This is a genomic window from Hoyosella levis (assembly GCF_026008515.1).
GTDB classification, from domain to species: Bacteria; Actinomycetota; Actinomycetes; order Mycobacteriales; family Mycobacteriaceae; genus Lolliginicoccus; species Lolliginicoccus levis.
Genome location: NZ_BQYM01000002.1, coordinates 1 through 17,558, shown reverse-complemented (window position 1 = coordinate 17,558; position 17,558 = coordinate 1). Strand labels below are relative to the sequence as shown.

The window sequence follows — 17,558 nt, the reverse complement described above, 5'->3', positions numbered from 1 at the left end:
CAGCCAGAGTACAACACCAGATAGCGCTGGTGCCAATCGCGCGGGGGCCTGGTGTTTCGCGGTCCCGGAGCACTCCTGGCACCCCTCCCCTACTTGCGGGCGCGCTTCTCGCGGACGCGGATGTTGACCCGCACGGGGCTGCCCTCGAAGCCGAAGGATTCGCGGAGCTTGCGCTCGAGGAAGCGCCGGTAGCCCGCCTCGAGGAAGCCGGTGGTGAACAGCACGAACGTAGGCGGCCGGTTGGTGGCCTGGGTGGCGTAGAGGATGCGGGGCAGCCGTCCACCGCGCATGGGCGGCGGGGTGGCGGAGGTTGTCTCGCGGAGCCAGTTGTTGAGCCGTCCGGTGGAGACGCGGGTGTCCCAGGACTCGAGCGCGGTCTCCATGGCGGGCACGAGCTTCTGCACGGCCCGTCCGGTGTGGGCGGAGATGTTGACCCGTTGCGCCCAGGGGAAGCGGATGAGGTCGCGGTCGATCTCCTTGTCGAGCTGGAGCCGGCGCTCCTCCTCGACGAGGTCCCACTTGTTGAAGGCGATGACGAGTGCCCGACCGGTTTCCTCGACCATGGTGAGGATGCGGAGGTCCTGCTCGCTGATGGGCTGGGAGGCGTCGATGAGGATGACGACCACTTCCGCTGATTCGATGGCACCGCGGGTGCGCAGCGAGGCGTAATACTCGGCACCACTGGCGGTGATGACGCGCTTGCGCAGTCCGGCGGTGTCGACGAAGCGCCAGGTCTTTCCACCTAGGTCGACGAGGGAGTCGACGGGATCGACGGTGGTGCCGGCGACGTCGTGGACGACGGAGCGCTCATCGCCGGTGAGCTTGTTGAGGAGGCTGGACTTGCCGACGTTGGGCTTGCCCACGAGGGCGATGCGGCGGGGCCCGCCGGTGCGCTGGATGTCATCACGCGGCTTGGTGGGCAGCGTCTCGATGATGAGGTCGAGGAGATCGGCGACGCCGCGGCCGTGCGTGGCGCTGATCAGGCGTGGCTCGCCGATGCCGAGGCTCCATAGCGCGGCGGCGTCGGATTCGAGCTTGTTGCTGTCGACCTTGTTGGCCACGAGGATGACCGGGGTCTTGGACCGGCGGAGGATGCGCGATACCGCTTCATCGGTGGCGGTGGCACCGACCGTGGCATCGACGACGACGACGATGAGGTCGGCGGTGCGCATGGCAAGCTCGGCCTGCCGGGATACCGACTGGTGGAGGCCCTTGGCAGTGGGTTCCCAGCCGCCGGTGTCCTGGACGGTGAAGGGACGACCGCCCCATTCCGCGTCGTAGGAGATGCGGTCGCGGGTGACGCCGGGGACGTCCTCGACGACTGCCTCGCGGCGGCCAATGATGCGGTTGACGAGGGTGGACTTGCCGACGTTGGGCCGTCCGACGATGGCGACGACCGCGCGCGGCTCCTCGCCTGCAGGGGTGCCGTCCTCGAGGAGGTCGACCTCCCAGTCGCCCTCATCGGTCCAGTGCCCGTCTCCGGGCAGGAACAAGGTGGTGTCTGTGGGTTCGGTCATGCGGTGGATCCTGTTCGTTCCCGGACGATGCCGAGGAGGTTGGTGACGACGTCGTCGAGGGTGAGCTCGCTGGTGTCGACGATGATGGCGTCATCGGCGGGCCGGAGCGGGGATGTGGCGCGCGTGGAGTCGTACTCGTCGCGGCGCTTCACGTCGGCGAGCACGGCCTCGAAGGTGCTCGCGCGCCCCTCGGCGGTGTCCTGGTCGAGGCGGCGCTGCGCGCGGGCCTCGGGTGTGGCGGTGAGGAAGATCTTGACGTCGGCATCCGTGAGGACGACGGTACCGATGTCCCGCCCCTCGACGACGATGCGCCCGGGCTGGGCCGCGAGCCTGCGCTGCAGCTCGACGAGCTGATGGCGGACCTCGGGCACCGCGGCGACCGCGGATACCGCTGCGGTGACCTCGTTGCCGCGGATGTCGCGGGCGACGTCCTCGCCGCTGAGGAGAACCTGCTCGCTCTCGGGATCGTCCCCGATGGCAAGCGGAAGGTTGGCCGTGATGGTGGCGAGCTCGGCCGGATCGTCGATGTTCGCGGCGGTCCGCAGTGCGTGCAGGGTGGCGATCCGGTACATCGCCCCGGTGTCGAGATAGCGGGCGCCGATCTCCTTGGCGACCTTGCGGGAGACGCTGGACTTGCCCGTTCCGGCTGGTCCGTCGATGGCTACGACAAGCTCGCTCACAGCCCTACCTCCTTGTACAGGTTTCCCACTTCTTGCCGGTTGAGCACGCGCATGGTGCCGGGGCGCTGCTCGCCGAGCTGGACGACGCCGATCTGGGTGCGCACGAGCTCGGTGACAGGGTGGCCGACGTGCTCGAGGAGCCGCCGCACGATGTGCTTGCGACCCTCGTGCAGCACGATCTTGACCAGGGAGCTGCCCTCGTTCATGTCGACGGTGGTGATCTCGTCGATCTCGACCGGGCCGTCCTCGAGCTCGATGCCCGCGCGCATCTCCCGCTCGGTGGCACGGCTCATCATTCCCTCGACGTTGGCGAGGTACGTCTTGCGCACCTTGTAGGAGGGGTGCATGAGGCGGTGGGCGAGCTCGCCGTCATTGGTGAGCAGCAGCAGTCCCTCGGTCTCGGCATCGAGGCGCCCGACGTGGAAGAGCCGCTGGCCCGCGGCAATGCGCTCGGCGACGAGGTCTCCGACGCAGGGACGGTTCATCTCGTCCTGCATGGTGGATTGCCAGCCACGGGGCTTGTTCAGCGCGAGATGCACAAGGTCCTCGGTGATCATGACCCGCATGCCGTCAACCTTGACCACCGCGGTGGCCGGATCGATCCGCATGCCCTGCACGTTGACGCGCTTGCCATTGACCTCGATGCGACCCTGGTCGATCATCTGCTCGCAGACTCGGCGGGAACCGACACCAGCACGAGCGAGGACCTTCTGCAGACGCACGCCGTCCTCGCTGAACGTGGCGGTATCGGGCAGCGCGGCACCCTCCAGGGGCGCGCCCTCGGGGGCAGGACGGGCATTGCTGATCGGCGGGGCCGCGCGGCGCGAGGGCTTCGGCCGTGTGCTCGGGGGCCGCCAGTTCGACGATCCGCGATTGCCCTGCCCCTGGCCGCGGGACTCGGCTCCACGCTGGGCGGGACCGCTGCGGAAGCCACCGCGCGCGCCCTCGCTACGCGGTCCGCCGGTGCGCGGACCCTCGCTGCGCGGACCCTCGCTGCGCGGACCTTCATTGCGCGGGCCTTCGCTGCGGCGATCCGCGCCACGCGGGTAGTCCGAGCTGCTGCGGCGATCCGAGCTGCGAGGCTGGTCCGGCCGTCCCTGCCCAGCAGTGGATCGACCAGCAGAGGGGCGTCCTTCGGAGCGACGACCATCGGAGGGGCGACCCGAGCTGGACTGCGGCGCGCGGCCCCAGCTGGTTCGGTCCTGGCTGGTTCGGTCCTGGCTGGTTCGATCCTGGCTCGGGCGACCCTGGCCGGTGCGGCCTTCGGTCGGCCGGCCCTGGCTCGAGCGGCCTTCGTACGAGCGGCCCTGGCCCGTGCGGCCCTCGTTGGTGCGGCTGTCATTCGAGCGGGGGGCGCCATGGCCGCGGCGACCGCGTCCATTGTCCGGTGTGCCATCTCGGCGAGCGGGAGTTCTCATGCTGTGTTCCTATTCAGTGGTTGGCTCGGCGCGAGCACCTTGTCTGCGGCGCTCGGCCTTCGCTATGCGGACGGCGAGCTCATCGTTCAGCTCGTCGCCCAGTTCGTCGATCACATCCACGTCCGGGAGGAGCGGCGCGATCGGCGGGAGCTCGTCGAGCGATGCGATGCCAAGCCGCTCGAGGAACAGTTCCGTCGTCACATAGTGTGTACCGGGAACGTCCAGGATGGGTTCGGCTTCGGCGATGAGACCTCGGGCGAGCAGTGTCCGCATGACACCGTCGACGTTGACGCCGCGGACCGCGCTGACGCGGGATCGCGTGACGGGCTGCCGGTAGGCAACGACGGCGAGGGTCTCGAGGGCAGCCCGGGTCAATTTTGACCGCGCGCCGTCCAGGATTAGTCGTTCGACATAAGAAGAGTATTCGCTCCGGGTATACATGCGCCAACCGTCACCAGCAAACCGCAGGTCAATGCCACTGCGTCGATTCTCGTAGCTCGCCGCGAGACGGATCAGCGCACGCCGCACGCGGTCCTCGGGCAGGTCGAGCGCGTTGGCGAGATCACGGGACGCGACAGGGGTGTCCACCACGAGCAGGAGCGCCTCGAGCGCGGCCTCGACGCGTTCCTCCGGCCAGTGCTCGGGTTCCGGCTCGTGCACATCGGAGCGGTCGTCACGATCATCCATAGTCGTCCCCTGCGTCGGATAGTGCGGGCTCGATGCCGGTCCAGCGCACGCGCAGCGCGCCGAGCGGCTCGTCCTGGTCGATGTCGATGGCTTTTTCCCGGAATAGCTCGAGCAGGCCGAGGAATCTCACCACGATGCGGAGCGTGCTGTCGCAGTCCGCGACGATCTCGTGGAATGTCAGCCAGGTGCCCGGCCCCGCTGTGGCGAACCGGGCGAGGATGGCGCTGGCCTCGCCGGGCACGGTGACGAGCTCGCCGTGCATGTGGGCGATGCTGACCTCGGGGTCGGGGCGGGGCCGGAATGCTGCCGCGGCGAGCTCGGCGAATTGATCAGGCGTGACGCCCAGGACAACGTCGGGGAGCAGGTCGACGTAGCGGTCCTCGAGCGATGCGGCGCGCGGATAGCGGAACCTGGCCTGCTCCTCCATCGCGCTGAACAGCTCGGCGACCTGCCGGTAGGCGCGGTACTCGAGCAGCCGGGCGAACAGGATGTCCTGCGCCTCGAGCAGCGCGAGATCATCCTCATCGTCGACGTCGGCGGAGGGCAGCAGCCTGGCGGCCTTGAGGTCGAGCAGGGTCGCGGCGACGACGAGGAACTCGGTGGTCTGGTCGAGGCCGAGCTCGGCGCCGAGCCGCTTGGTATAGGCGATGAAATCATCGGTCACCGTGTGCAGGGCAACGTGGGTGACGTCGAGCTTCTGCTGGCTGATCAGGTGCAGAAGCAGGTCGAAGGGGCCTTCGAAGTTGCTCAGCCGCACGCTGAACACACGCCCATCGTCCGCGTCGGGGCTTGGCTGGTCGCTCACCGGCCCCTGCCGAACCCCGCGATCAATTCCCGTGCGAGGGCCCGGTAGGCGATCGCGCCCGCGGACTTGGGCGCCCAGCTTGTGATGGGCTCCCCGGCGACGCTGGTCTCGGGGAACCGCACCGTGCGGTTGATGGTGGTGTGGAAGACGAGGTCGCCAAAGACCTCCACGACGCGGGTCATCACATCGCGGGCATGCAGGGTGCGCGCGTCGAACATGGTGACGAGGATGCCTGCCATCTGCAGCCGCGGGTTGAGCCGCTCGCGCACCTTGGCGACGGTGTCGTTGAGCAGCGCGAGCCCGCGGAGGCTGAAGTACTCGCACTCCATCGGGATCATGACGCCGTCGGAGCAGGCGAGCGCGTTGACCGTGAGCAGGCCAAGCGAGGGCTGGCAGTCGACGAGCACATAGTCGTAGCGGTCGAGCACGGGGTGCAGCGCGCGGAACAGGGTTTGCTCGCGCCCCACCTCGTTGACGAGCTGGATCTCGGCTGCCGAGAGGTCGATGTTGCTGGGCAGCAGGTCCATGCCGTCGACGCGGGTGCGCATGATGACATCCTCGGTGGAGGCGCGGGGCTCGACAAGCAGGTTGTACACCGTCTGCTCGAGCTCGTGGTGGGCCACGCCGAGCCCGGCCGAGAGGGCGCCCTGCGGGTCGAGGTCAACGAGCAGGACGCGGCGCCCGTACCCTGCGAGCGCGGCGCCAAGGTTGATGGTGGAGGTCGTCTTGCCGACGCCACCCTTCTGGTTGCAGAGCGAGACAACTTTGGCGGGGCCGTGGCCACGCAGTGGCTGCGGCTCGGGGATCTCGCGCACCGGGCGTCCCGTTGGACCAAGCGTCTCCTCCTGCGGGGCGTCCGTTCCGGCCAAGTGGCCTTCGGGGTGCTCCGTGCTGGAGGTCGCTGGTCGCTCGGACTCCGCGGCGAGATGCTGCGGTGTCTTCACGGTGGTTGGTTCTCCTTCACTGCGCGGACCTGATAGTGGGCTATCCCATGGCTGTGCTCTCGCGGGGCTGGGCCGCATCACGTCCCCGGCTGCGATGTGCTAACGGTACCGTTTGCTGCAGTTCAACATGGCGTTCGACACGGGCCACCCTTGCGGGGAAGGTGGGCGATCCTGCTAGCGGGCACGGGGGTGCGCCTCCGCCCAGACCTCGCGCAGCGCTGTCACCGTCACCGCGGTATACACCTGGGTCGTGGTCACCGAGGCGTGTCCAAGCAGTTCCTGCAGCACGCGCACGTCCGCGCCACCCTCGAGCAGGTGCGTGGCGAACGAGTGCCGGAGGGTGTGCGGGGACACGGTCACCGAGAGCCCTGCCCGTCCCGCCGCGGTCTGCAGGATCTGCCAGGCACTCTGCCGCGAGAGCCGTCCGCCGCGCGCATTGAGGAAGACCGCCGGGGTGGAGCGCCGCACCAGAACGGGCCGTCCCCGCACCAGGTATGCCTCGAGTGCCTCCATGGCCGGGCGGCCCACGGGCACCAATCTCTCCTTGCCGCCCTTGCCGCGCAGCAGCACTGAGCGGGATTCCACGTCAAGATCGTCGATGTCGAGGCTGGTGGCCTCGCTGATGCGTGCCCCGCACGAATAGAGCAGCTCGAGGAGCGCCTTGTCGCGCAGCCCCCGCGGACCATCAGATTCGCTGCCCGCGGAGTCGAGGATCGCGAGGACCTCGTCGACGGGAAGCGCCTTCGGCAGCCGCTTGCTGGGGCTCGGCGGCTTGACCGCGCGCGCCACGTCCGCAGCGATGATGCCCTCAGCGAGGGCGAACCGGTGCAGTCCGCGCGCCGCGATGAGAGCCCGCGCGACCGAGCTGGGCGAGAGCGCGGGCCGCCCCTCCTCGGGATCACCGAGCCGCAGCGCGACGACGAACTGCTCCACGTCGCTCTCGGCAACATCGGCAAGGTTGTTGACATGGCGTCCCTGCAAGTGCCGCGCATAGCGCATCAGGTCCCGCCGGTACGAGCTCAGCGTATTGGGCGATGCGCCCTTCTCGACAGCGAGGTGGTCGAGATATGCGGAGACCTGGTGCACAAGCATGGCGATGGTCAGTCACCGTCCGCGAACCGTCGCCGCGCGAGCCGCGTGGAGCGCAGCGGCCACGGGGCCTGGGCTGGCCGCAGTGCCGAGCCGGAGGCACGTGCCGCTACCAGCGCCATGATGCCCGCGACGGCGGTGGCGTTGACGATGGCGCCGTCAAGCACCTGCCGGACCGCATCGTCAACAGCGATCCACCCGGTATGCATGTCGGCTTCCTCATGCTCGAGCTCGGGCCGGTCGACCGCGGCGATGCCCTGCGCGAGGTAGACGCGTGTCACCTCATCGGACATGCCGGGCGAGACCGCGACGTCGATGAGCACCTGCCAGGTGCTCGCCGCGAGACCGGTCTCCTCGCGGAGCTCCCGCCGGGCCGCGTCCACGGGATCCTCGCCGGGCTCGTCGAGCAACCCGGCCGGCAGCTCCCACAATCGTTCCTGGAGCGGATGCCGGTACTGCTGCACCATCATGAGCTTGTCGTCCTCGTCGAGGGCTAGCACCGCGACCGCCCCGAAATGCTCCACGACCTCCCGCTTCGCGGTCCTTCCCCCGGGCATGGCGACGTCGTCGACGCGCAGGGCCAGCACCGCCCCCTCATAAGCGATGCGGGACTCGATGACCCGGAAATCGTGGCGGTCGCTGCCCGTCATGAGGCCGGGTTGCCAGTTTTCTTGCGGGACTCCGCAATCGTGGACTGCGAAGCCTTGGACTCCCCAGCCTTGGACTCCCCAGCCTTGGATTCCCCGGCATCGCCGTCGGTTCCGGGGATCTCCACGGGCAGCCGCTCCCCCGCCGAGTACCGCATCGAGGCCTTGACGAACGCCGCGAACAGTGGATGCGGACGGGTCGGTCGGCTCTTGAGCTCCGGGTGGGCCTGGGTGGCCACGAAGAACGGATGCGCATCCTTGGGGTACTCGACGAACTCGACGAGCTTGCCGTCGGGCGAGGTGCCGGAGAAGCGCAGGCCACTCTTGGCGATGCGATCCCGGTAGGAGTTGTTGACCTCGAAGCGGTGACGATGGCGCTCCGAGACATCCGACGCCCCATACGCCTGCGCGACGACAGAACCCTTTTCCAGCTTCGCCGGGTAAGCGCCGAGGCGCATGGTGCCGCCCATGTCCGCGTGCCCAGCGACGATATCGAGCTGGTCAGCCATCGTCGAGATCACCGGGTGGGGGGTCTCTGGCTCGAACTCCGCGGAGTTCGCGCCGTCAAGGCCGACCGAGCGGGCTGCCTCGATGACGACGCACTGCAGCCCGAGGCACAGTCCGAGCAGCGGGACCTTCCGGGACCGGGCGTAGCGGATGGCGCCGAGCTTGCCGTCGATGCCGCGGATGCCAAATCCACCCGGGATGAGGATGCCGTCGACATCGTGGAGGGCCGCGGCCGCGCCGGACTCGGTGGCGCAATCATCGGACGGCACCCATTTGATATCGACCTTGGCCCGGTGATGGAAGCCGCCCGCGCGCAGCGCCTCGGTGACGGACAGGTAGGCATCGGGCAGGTCGACGTACTTGCCGACGAGGGCGATGCGAACCGTCTCGCGCGACTTGTGGACCCGATCGAGCAGGTCGCCCCACACGGTCCAGTCCACATCGCGGAATGGCAGTCCGAGCTTGCGGACCACATAGGCATCGAGGCCCTCGCGGTGCAGCACCTTCGGGATGTCGTAGATCGACGGAGCGTCCGCGGTCGATACCACGCCTTCCTCGTCGACATCGCACATCAGGGCGATCTTGCGCTTGAGCGCCTCGGGAACGTTCCGGTCCGCGCGCAGGATCAGCGCATCCGGCTGGATACCGATGTTACGCAGGGCCGCCACCGAATGCTGCGTCGGCTTGGTCTTCAGCTCGCCCGACGGGGCGAGGTACGGGACCAGCGACACATGCAGGAAGAACACATTGCCGCGCCCCACGTCATGCCGGACCTGCCGCGCTGCCTCGAGGAATGGCTGCGACTCGATATCACCGACGGTGCCACCGATCTCGGTGATCACCACGTCCGGCACATGGCCTTGCAGGTCGGGGCCGGACATCGCGAGGATGCGGTTCTTGATCTCGTCGGTGATGTGCGGGATGACCTGCACCGTGTCGCCGAGGTACTCGCCGCGGCGCTCCTTAGCGATGACCGTCGAGTACACCTGGCCAGTCGTGACGTTCGCCGATCCTGGCAGGTCCCGATCGAGGAATCGCTCATAGTGACCGATGTCGAGATCGGTCTCCGCACCGTCCTCGGTGACAAAGACCTCGCCGTGCTGGAACGGATTCATCGTTCCGGGATCGACATTGAGATAGGGGTCGAGCTTCTGCATCGTGACCCGCAGTCCGCGGGCCGTGAGGAGCTGGCCCAGGCTTGAGGCAGTGAGCCCCTTGCCGAGTGATGAAGCGACGCCGCCGCTGACGAAGATGTGCTTCGTCTCGGTCTTCGCGCTATGGCGTGAGAATGGCAAAGAAACTCCCGTGACCTAATCGAGCAGACTACGAATGGGGCCTGCTGACCCACGGGATTTCACGGTAACACCAATCGGCCCGCGATGAGGAAACCTGCACGTCGGACCTGCGATTCTCCCGCGATCCATCCCACGATGAGGGAACATCCCGCTTCCCGGCCCCAGCAACGGCGCTACTGGCGCAGGTTCTGCACCTGGTCCTGCACCCATAGCGCGAACGTGTTCCATTGGTCCACGCCCCACCCGACCGGGTCGTCCACGCCATTGACGATCAGCAGCACCACGATCGCGGCCGCCATCAGCGCGAGCACGAACAATGCGATCGCTGTGGCCGATACCCGGCTCCGGTACAGCGTCGCCAGCGCCCGGCCGTCCACGAGCCGATCCCCCACGCGGACCCGCGTCAGGAATGTCGACGGGGACTCCACGGCGAGATCCCGGTCCAGGAAATCCTCCAGAGATCCCTTCACGCCCACCGTCGCGATCAACGACGCGCCCTGGTGGTACGCGAGCAACAACGCCAGGTCCGCGGGATTCGCCGAGGACGGGAACGTCAGCGCCCCTACCCCGAGATCCTGCACCCGGTCCAGCCCCTTCGCGTGGCCGTCCGGCTCCGCGGGCAGCACGATCATGGCGCCGCACTTCAAGGTCTCCGCGCTCATCGTGTCCGGATCGCCAATGATGAGATCTGGCTTGGTGCCAGACCGGAACAACGCGTCCGCGCCACCATTCACACCGATCAGGATCGGCTGGTACTCCTTGAGGAACGGGCGGACACGGCGCAGGTCCTTCTCGAACCCGGGGCTCGCATCCACCACCACCACCTGCCGATCCCGCAGGTCGAGGTCAAAGGCCGGGATCCCCGCGCCCTCGATGACCAGCGGCCCCTCCTCGTGGAGGAAGTCCGTCATGTTCACCGAGAACTCGTCGATATGCGTCGCGAGGGAGCGCTTCGTCTCCGACAGCAGCTCCATGATCTCGGCCTCGGCTAGCTCGATGCCTTCCCCGACCACCCGCTGCCCGAGGAATACCTCGCCCTCGTGCACGCGCACCTTCGCGCCGTCCTTGACATCGTCAAGGATCGCCTCGCCCACACCATCGACGAGCACTACGCCCGCCTGGACGAGGTGCAGCGGCCCCAGGCTCGGATACCGGCCCGAGATCGAGGTGCCGGTGTTGACCACCGCGGCGACCTGCGCGCGGATCAGCGCTTCACAAGTCTTCCCGTCGAGATCCGGCTGGCTCAGGACGACCACATCGCCACGGCCAGCACGGCGCGCGGCCCTCGCGACATCGCGGTCGACCCGGGCGCTACCGATCACGCCAGGCAGGGTGGAGCTATTGCGCGACAGCAGTGACGGCATCTTCATGTCCCGATAATGAACCCCTCCGGGTCCGAGCGGTCGGAGGCGCGCCGAGATCAAAAAGTTACGCAACGGTTCTCGCATCGCGCCCGGAGCCCGGGCAGCACCTCAGTCCGCGAGCCGGGCCCGCTCGGTGATCGCTGCGGCACGCAGTTCCTCGGCGTGGGCGCGCGCGGTATCCGACTCCCCCATGCCTGCGAGCATGCGGGCCAGCTCGGCTACACGATCCCTGTCATCGACCGCGTGGACGCCGCTCACCAATCCCGAATCCCCCGAGTCCTGCTTGTCCACGACCAAGTGCGTATCCGCATAGGCCGCGACCTGCGGAAGGTGCGTCACCACGATCACCTGATGCGTGCGAGCGAGCCGCGCCAGGCAACGGCCGATCTCGATCGCGGCACGCCCGCCCACACCAGCATCGACCTCGTCGAACACGAGCGTCGCGGTGCCGTCGCCGCCGGCGAGCACCACCTCGAGAGCCAGCATCACCCGCGAGAGCTCGCCTCCCGAGGCACTCCGCGCCAGTGGCATCGCGGTCGCGCCATCATGCGCGGCCAGCCGGAACTCCACGGCATCGATGCCCACCGGGCCCGCCTGGCACCAGCCGCCCGCCACCTCGATGGCCAACTCGGAGCCCGGCTCAGCAGGTGGTTGCTCGACGACGATATCCAGGGAAGCCCGCCCCATCGCCAGCGAGGACAGCTCTGCCGTGACGGCACGAGCAAGCTCGGTCGCTGCCTTGCGCCGCGCGCGCGATAGCTCCAGGGCATACCGCGCCACATCCTTCGCAGCGGCCCGTGCCCGTACTGCGAGCTCCTCGAGCGCCCCGGAGGACACGTCGATGCGCTGCAGCCGCTCGCGGGCCTCCTCCGCCCACGCCAGCACACCATCGATGTCGGCGGCGTACTTGCGGGTGAGGGCCTTCAGCTCCGCCTGGCGACCCAGCATCGAATCGAGCGCCCCCGGATCGCTGGGCAGATCGGAGAGGTAGCCGCTCAGCTCCGCGCCCAGGTCATTCACGAGCAGCACAGCCTCGTCGGCGCGCGCCGCGAGGCCCTGCAGCGCCGGGTCATCGGCGGACTCCAGCGCCTGGCGAGCCTGTCCGAGCAGCGCGAGCGCGTCACCGCCCTCCATCGCATCGGGAACGTGCTCCCCAGGTCCCATCACCGCCGCGAGCGCGGTCACCGCCTTCTCCCGCAGCGAATCGAGATCGCTCATCCGTCGAATATCGCGGGCGAGCTCGACATCCTCGCCTGGCGATGCCTCGGATTCCTCGATCTCCTTGATCCCGAACGCCAGGCGATCAGCCTCCTGCGCCAGCTCGCGCGAGCGCGAAGTACGCTCGTCCAGCTCCCGGGCGAGGGATCGCCATTCCTTGCGCGCTGCCCGGTACCGCTCCAGCAACGACGCCACGGAATCACCGGCGAACCGGTCGAGCGCGTGACGCTGCTGGTCCGGCTTGAGCAGGCGCAGTTGGTCATTCTGGCCATGGACGGTCAGCAAGGCCCCGGTGAAACGTCCTAGCGATGCCGCGGGAACGCTGCGTCCACCGAGATAGGCGCGGGAACGTCCCTCAGCACTGACGGTGCGCACCGCGATCACTGTCTCGTCGCTGTCGGCCTCGGCGCCGGTCGAGTCGAGGATCTCCGCGACCTCATCGCGCGTTGCCCCACCGGCGTGATCCAGGGAGAAGCGGCCCTCCACCACCGCCCGCTCCGCGCCGGCACGGACACGCCGGGCATCCGCCCGCACGCCACCAAGGAGGTGCAGGCTCGTCACCACCATCGTCTTGCCCGCGCCTGTTTCTCCCGTCAGCACGGTCAAGCCTGGGTGCAGCTCCGCCGCGGCGGACTCGATCACACCGAGGTTGCTGATGCGGATCTCGGCGAGCATGGTCATCCTTCCTCTCGGATCGTCCGGCCGCGCCAGCCTTGCACAGGCAGCTCGAACTTGCGCACCAGCCGATCCGCGAACGGGGCCGAGTCCAGCCGCGTCCACAGCACCGGGCGGTCATCCTTGCGGAACTCGACGCGCCCTCCGGCTGGCACCTGGGTGATCCGGCGCCCATCGCAGAACACCAGCGCATCATGGCCCTGCGGGTCGATTTCTACTGCCACCACTGATTCGGGGCTCGTGACCATGGGCCGCGCGAACAACGCATGAGCGTTGCTCGGAACCACGAGCAACGCCTCGAGCTCGGGCCATACGATCGGCCCGCCCGCGGAGAACGCGTATGCGGTGGAGCCGGTGGGGGTCGATACCAGTACCCCATCGCAGCCAAACGCTGATACCGGCCTGCCATCGACCTCGAGAACGACCTCCAGCACACCAAGCCGTGGCGCCTTCTCGATGCTGGCCTCGTTCAAGGCCCAGCCCTCGGCAATGACCTCCCCCTTGGACCACGCCCGCATGTGCAACGTCATCCGGTGCTCGACACTGTATTCGCGCCGCACCACCTGCCCGAGGGCGTCCTCGAGATGATCCGCCTCGGTCTCCGCGAGGAAACCGATGCGGCCAAGGTTGATGCCGAGGACCGGGATTCCGGCGTTGCGAGCGAACTCGGCCGCGCGCAGCATCGAGCCGTCCCCGCCAAGGACCAGCACCATCTCGCAGCCCATGGCGGCATCCGGCCCGGCCTCGATGACTGTCTCGTAGCCGGGCAATCCATCGGCGGCCACATGCGTGCTCGCCGCCTCGTGCGCCAGGACGCGCAAGCCGATCCCGTAGTGCGCCAGTATCCGTGCGACATGCTGGATCGTGGAGACGATCTCGGGCCGACCGGTGTGCGCGACAAGCAGGATCTCCCTGCTGCCGCCCGTCGCCAGGCCCGCGCTCTCGGTCCCGATCACTGGGGCCCCTCCGCGACAGCGGTCTCCACCATCATGCGGATCTCCTCGGCCGACACCTGGCCCGCGCTGCCCTTGCGCAACCATAGGAAGTACTCGACGTTGCCCGAGGGACCAGGGAGCGGGCTTGCCACCACGCCGCGCACCCCGAGGCCCAGTGCCTCGGACCGCATCGCGATCCGCTCCACCGACTCGGCGCGCAATGCTGGGTCGCGGACCACTCCGCCGGAGCCGAGCCGGTCCTTGCCGACCTCGAACTGCGGCTTGACCATTGGCAGCAGATCGGCATCGTCCGCAGCGCACGCCGCAAACGCGGGCAGTACTAGGTCGAGGGAGATGAACGACAAGTCCGCGACGATCAGCCCGACCGTGCCCCCGATCATGGCGGCGTCGAGCGTGCGGACATTGGTCCGATCATGGACCAGCACGCGCGGATCGTTCTGCAAGCGCCACACCAACTGCCCGTAGCCAACATCGACAGCGACTACCTCGCGTGCTCCGCGAGCGAGCAGCACATCGGTGAAGCCTCCCGTGGACGCCCCTGCATCAAGGCAGCGTCGGCCCTCCACTCGCAGCCCGCGGGTCTCCCATGCCTCGAGCGCGCCGAGGAGCTTCCGCGCGCCCCGCGAGGCCCAGTTCTCCTCCTCGTCAGCAGCGAGGATATGCAAGGGTGCGTGCTGCTCGATCGCGGTAGCTGGCTTGGCGATCGTCGCTCCAGCGGACTGCACACGGCCGGCCGACACCAGCTCGACCGCGTGCTCGCGCGACCGGGCGAGGCCACGCCGCACCAGCTCGGCGTCCACTCGGACTCTTCGGGGCATTGCCAGTCACTTCCTAGACATCGTCGATGGCACCGAGCGCCTCGACCAGGATTGAGTGTGCTTGCTCGAATAGCGCGACCTGCGCAGCCATGCCTGCCTGCCCGGCGCCAGCTTCGACCGAAGTAGCATCGATCTGATCGAGAAGCTGCTGGATCTCGTGCTCGACATCGCCAGGCGCAACTGGCTGGTCGGCCGCAGGGCGCTGGCCGGGCGGCGGCCCCGGGATCGGCGTGGGTCTAGTCATCGTCACTCACGCTAGCCGATATCCGCCCGCACGCGCTGCTGCGCGCTCGCGCCGTCCACTGGCGAAGCACAGCCTTTGCCGCCGCCCCCTCGGGCCGCACGGTCACAGGCTCTCCGAAGCGATCCAGCAAGTCCCAGGCGAGCGGCGCGACAGCGCGCAGCGCAACGATCGGGTCGATAACCTCCTCCGACACAGCGACTGTCAGCATGGCACCGTCGGTGGCGGTCGCCGTGATAGGCGCTGGGGCACCCACCCTCGTCGTCGCGGCACGCTCGAGGAGCGCACCCAGATCAGCACCGAGGTGGTCGGGACGCGAGTCCACTGGCGCGGCGAGGACATCGAGCGGCTGCGACACCCCGGTCCACACGTACAAGCTCGGCAGCCCGAGGGCCCGCGCGCCAGCAATGTCGGTATCAAGGCGGTCCCCCACCACGAGCGGGGAGCGGAAAGCGCCCCGGTCTAGCGCATCGTGGAAGATCGCCTTTTCTGGTTTTCCCGCTACCAACGGGGTCTCCGAGGTAGCAGCCTCGAGGGCAGCCACCATCGCACCATTCCCGGGAAGCAGCCCGCGATCACTGGGCAGCGTCGTGTCCCGGTTGGCAGCGACCCACAGCGCGCCGCCACGGATCGCCAGTGCCGCCTCGGCCAGGATGTGCCAATTGGTATCGGGCGAGTGGCCCTGTATCACCGCATCGGGTTGCGCGGATGCATCCCGTACCGGGATGAGCCCGGCCTGCGCCACCTGCTCAGCCAGGGCATCGGTTCCGACGACAAGGACCCTCGCGCCCGTTGGCACACGGCTAGCGAGGAGTCGTGCGGCTGCCTGTGCACTGGTGACCACATCTGCGGGATCCGCGGCAAAGCCGAACTGGGCGAGGTGCGCCGCAACGTCAGCGGGCGCTCGGCTCGCATTGTTGGTGACAAACAGAACTCGCGGAGCTGGACTCTCGCCCGCCCGAGCTTCGATGGATCGCAGCGCCTCTACCGCATGCGGCACCGCGGTGGCACCGGTGTACAGGGTGCCATCGAGGTCGAGCAGCAATACATCGTGGGCGAGGCCCAACGAGTCCGGCATGAGTAAGGGCTTCCGGATGACTAGTCGTCGATTGGTCGTTCGGCGGCGATCTCGATGGCGCGTTCCTCGGCGTCAGTCTCCTCGGGATCTGATTCCGCGGACTTCATGAACCATTGGATCGCTTCATCGACCCGCTCCGCGGCGAGCAGCGCCTCTGCGTAGGCGTAGCGCAGCCGCGCGGCGGATGGACCGTCAACGAGAGTATCGAGCACCCGTCCCTGGAGAGACACGACCGCAGCCTCATGCTGGCCCAGGTCCATTCGTGCACCGGAGACGACCATCATGAGCTCGACCGCCGCATCGGTGTCGAGGGACCTTGCCTCCGCTGTGCGCGCGAGCTCGATGGCGCGCTCTGGGCGCCCCAGGCCACGCTCGCAATCAGCCATCATGGGCAGCAACGCGTTGCTGCCACCGATTCGACGAGCGGTCCGCAGCTCGTTGAGAGCCTCGGCATACTCGCCCGCCGTGTAAGCAGCGACTCCGGCTGCCTCGCGAACCACCGCGATCCGGGAGGCACGGCGCCTGGCCGCGCGCGCATGCTCGAGGGCGAGCTGCGGATCCTCGTCCACTAGCTGCGTCGCTCGCACGAGGTGCCGGGCCACGAGCTCTGCCGACGGCTTGTCCAGTGCTGAAAGATCCCGTCGAATCTCGATGGGGAGCTCCGCTGCATCAACTGTCGCTGGAACAAACGGATCCCTCGGCCGATCCGGGCGCCCCGCGCCCGGTCCATGGGTCCGTGACCGGTCCTGGCTACCCGTGAAACGGCTCCCGCCGGATCGCTCGCGCTCGACGCGACCGCCGCTACGTGCGGCATCGCCCCGGGGTCCGCCGCTACGGGGGCCACCGCCGCGGGGATCCTTGCCCTCGAATCGAGAGGCGCCATCGCGCGAGGCTCCTGCCGGCCGCCCGCCGGTAGCGGGCCTGCCGCCACTAGGGCGCCTGTCTCCGGACGGGGAACCGCCCCTTCGATCGTTGCTGCTATCGCGATTCCAGTTGGATGACCGGTCGCTTCCATCACGACGGTCGTTGCGATCATTCACGCCAGGGTCCTTCCAGACTGGGTAACGCGCTTATCCGTGCACCTGTGATTATCGCAGGAGTTCCGTGTGGAATGCGATGACAGGTGCACATAGCAGGAGGGGGCGGGGGGCCCTTGGGCTCCCCGCCCCCTCCTGCGTGTTCACATGTGTTTGCCCGGCGGTGTCCTACTCTCCCGCACCCTGTCGGGTGCAGTACCATCGGCGCTGGAGGGCTTAGCTTCCGGGTTCGGAATGGGACCGGGCGTTTCCCGCTCCGCCAAGACCACCGAGGCAAAGCATCACGAGGCGCGGCCACCACCCTGATCGCCCCTCCCGGCAGGGAGGAACGATCAGGGCGGGGCGTGCTGCCTCAGGCAGCCGGATAGTGGTGCAGCCACCCCCCGACGGGGGGCGATGTGCTGGTGCGCGATGCATGCTCGTCGAGAAAAGAAGAGCGCCAAATGCTCGTCGGGCCGTGCAGGCCGAACGCGAAGCGCGGTCAAGCCACTCGGCCTGTTAGTACCGGTCACCTCCACCCATTGCTGGGCTTCCAGTTCCGGCCTATCAACCCCATGGTCTGTGGGGGGCCTTACCCCGCCC

At 68.3% G+C, this 17,558-nt stretch carries 16 protein-coding genes and 2 rRNA genes; all 18 read right to left on the bottom strand.

The window, feature by feature from the left end:
- Nucleotides 1–89: 89 nt before the first annotated feature.
- Nucleotides 90–1,517 carry a ribosome biogenesis GTPase Der gene (gene der / locus QC765_RS02220; RefSeq protein WP_278312797.1) on the bottom strand — a complete coding sequence of 476 codons (1,428 nt, stop codon included), beginning with the start codon at nucleotides 1,515–1,517 and terminating at the stop codon, nucleotides 90–92.
- Complete coding sequence (cmk, locus tag QC765_RS02215; protein ID WP_278312796.1) at nucleotides 1,514–2,197, bottom strand: (d)CMP kinase; 684 nt, start codon at nucleotides 2,195–2,197, stop codon at nucleotides 1,514–1,516. Before cmk ends, der begins: the two co-directional genes overlap by 4 nt.
- A complete protein-coding gene (locus QC765_RS02210) occupies nucleotides 2,194–3,615 on the bottom strand; it encodes a pseudouridine synthase (protein ID WP_278312795.1) in 1,422 nt (473 codons plus the stop codon). The genes cmk and QC765_RS02210 overlap by 4 nt, the downstream gene beginning before the upstream one ends.
- A gap of 9 nt (nucleotides 3,616–3,624) precedes the next feature.
- Nucleotides 3,625–4,302, bottom strand: coding sequence for an SMC-Scp complex subunit ScpB (scpB, locus tag QC765_RS02205; protein ID WP_278312794.1), 678 nt, complete (start codon nucleotides 4,300–4,302; stop codon nucleotides 3,625–3,627).
- The gene (locus QC765_RS02200) at nucleotides 4,295–5,107 is read right to left on the bottom strand and encodes a segregation and condensation protein A (RefSeq protein ID WP_278312793.1); all 813 of its coding nucleotides are present in this window, start codon (nucleotides 5,105–5,107) and stop codon (nucleotides 4,295–4,297) included. Before QC765_RS02200 ends, scpB begins: the two co-directional genes overlap by 8 nt.
- A complete protein-coding gene (locus QC765_RS02195) occupies nucleotides 5,104–6,051 on the bottom strand; it encodes a ParA family protein (RefSeq protein WP_373876640.1) in 948 nt (315 codons plus the stop codon). The genes QC765_RS02200 and QC765_RS02195 overlap by 4 nt, the downstream gene beginning before the upstream one ends.
- 174 nt (nucleotides 6,052–6,225) lie before the next feature.
- Nucleotides 6,226–7,143, bottom strand: a complete 918-nt coding sequence (gene xerD / locus QC765_RS02190; RefSeq protein WP_278312792.1) for a site-specific tyrosine recombinase XerD — start codon at nucleotides 7,141–7,143, stop codon at nucleotides 6,226–6,228.
- Nucleotides 7,144–7,151: 8 nt separating this feature from the next.
- Entirely contained in the window at nucleotides 7,152–7,790 is a 639-nt protein-coding gene (locus tag QC765_RS02185; RefSeq protein ID WP_278312791.1) for an NUDIX domain-containing protein, read from the bottom strand.
- On the bottom strand, nucleotides 7,787–9,589 hold the full coding sequence (gene pyrG / locus QC765_RS02180; protein ID WP_278312790.1) for a CTP synthase: 1,803 nt from the start codon (nucleotides 9,587–9,589) through the stop codon (nucleotides 7,787–7,789). The genes QC765_RS02185 and pyrG overlap by 4 nt, the downstream gene beginning before the upstream one ends.
- Nucleotides 9,590–9,762: 173 nt before the next feature.
- Nucleotides 9,763–10,959, bottom strand: coding sequence for a putative cytokinetic ring protein SteA (steA, locus tag QC765_RS02175; RefSeq protein ID WP_278312788.1), 1,197 nt, complete (start codon nucleotides 10,957–10,959; stop codon nucleotides 9,763–9,765).
- A 102-nt stretch (nucleotides 10,960–11,061) separates the two neighbouring features.
- Nucleotides 11,062–12,846: a DNA repair protein RecN gene (recN, locus tag QC765_RS02170; RefSeq protein WP_278313108.1), complete on the bottom strand. Its 1,785-nt coding sequence runs from the start codon at nucleotides 12,844–12,846 to the stop codon at nucleotides 11,062–11,064.
- Nucleotides 12,847–12,848: 2 nt separating this feature from the next.
- The gene (locus QC765_RS02165) at nucleotides 12,849–13,778 is read right to left on the bottom strand and encodes an NAD kinase (protein WP_373876651.1); all 930 of its coding nucleotides are present in this window, start codon (nucleotides 13,776–13,778) and stop codon (nucleotides 12,849–12,851) included.
- Between the two features lie 20 nt (nucleotides 13,779–13,798).
- The gene (locus QC765_RS02160) at nucleotides 13,799–14,620 is read right to left on the bottom strand and encodes a TlyA family RNA methyltransferase (protein ID WP_278312787.1); all 822 of its coding nucleotides are present in this window, start codon (nucleotides 14,618–14,620) and stop codon (nucleotides 13,799–13,801) included.
- A gap of 13 nt (nucleotides 14,621–14,633) precedes the next feature.
- A complete protein-coding gene (locus QC765_RS02155; protein WP_278312786.1) occupies nucleotides 14,634–14,864 on the bottom strand; it encodes a hypothetical protein in 231 nt (76 codons plus the stop codon).
- On the bottom strand, nucleotides 14,857–15,939 hold the full coding sequence (locus QC765_RS02150) for an HAD-IIA family hydrolase (RefSeq protein ID WP_278312785.1): 1,083 nt from the start codon (nucleotides 15,937–15,939) through the stop codon (nucleotides 14,857–14,859). The genes QC765_RS02155 and QC765_RS02150 overlap by 8 nt, the downstream gene beginning before the upstream one ends.
- A 20-nt stretch (nucleotides 15,940–15,959) precedes the next feature.
- On the bottom strand, nucleotides 15,960–16,541 hold the full coding sequence (locus tag QC765_RS16455; protein ID WP_309297287.1) for a tetratricopeptide repeat protein: 582 nt from the start codon (nucleotides 16,539–16,541) through the stop codon (nucleotides 15,960–15,962).
- A 590-nt stretch (nucleotides 16,542–17,131) separates the two neighbouring features.
- Nucleotides 17,132–17,249, bottom strand: a 5S ribosomal RNA gene (gene rrf, locus QC765_RS02140).
- 204 nt (nucleotides 17,250–17,453) lie between these two features.
- Nucleotides 17,454–17,558 (bottom strand): 23S ribosomal RNA (locus QC765_RS02135); the annotation flags it as partial.

Excerpts from the sequence above, each read along its gene's own strand:
- recN (WP_278313108.1), bottom strand. The coding sequence starts at position 12,846 with ATGCTCGCCGAGATCCGCATCAGCAACCTCGGTGTGATCGAGTCCGCC.
- xerD (WP_278312792.1), bottom strand. The coding sequence starts at position 7,143 with ATGCTTGTGCACCAGGTCTCCGCATATCTCGACCACCTCGCTGTCGAG.
- QC765_RS02160 (WP_278312787.1), bottom strand. The coding sequence starts at position 14,620 with ATGCCCCGAAGAGTCCGAGTGGACGCCGAGCTGGTGCGGCGTGGCCTC.
- QC765_RS02155 (WP_278312786.1), bottom strand. The coding sequence starts at position 14,864 with ATGACTAGACCCACGCCGATCCCGGGGCCGCCGCCCGGCCAGCGCCCT.
- steA (WP_278312788.1), bottom strand. The coding sequence starts at position 10,959 with ATGAAGATGCCGTCACTGCTGTCGCGCAATAGCTCCACCCTGCCTGGC.
- der (WP_278312797.1), bottom strand. The coding sequence starts at position 1,517 with ATGACCGAACCCACAGACACCACCTTGTTCCTGCCCGGAGACGGGCAC.
- QC765_RS02210 (WP_278312795.1), bottom strand. The coding sequence starts at position 3,615 with ATGAGAACTCCCGCTCGCCGAGATGGCACACCGGACAATGGACGCGGT.
- QC765_RS02185 (WP_278312791.1), bottom strand. The coding sequence starts at position 7,790 with ATGACGGGCAGCGACCGCCACGATTTCCGGGTCATCGAGTCCCGCATC.
- QC765_RS02150 (WP_278312785.1), bottom strand. The coding sequence starts at position 15,939 with ATGCCGGACTCGTTGGGCCTCGCCCACGATGTATTGCTGCTCGACCTC.
- scpB (WP_278312794.1), bottom strand. The coding sequence starts at position 4,302 with ATGGATGATCGTGACGACCGCTCCGATGTGCACGAGCCGGAACCCGAG.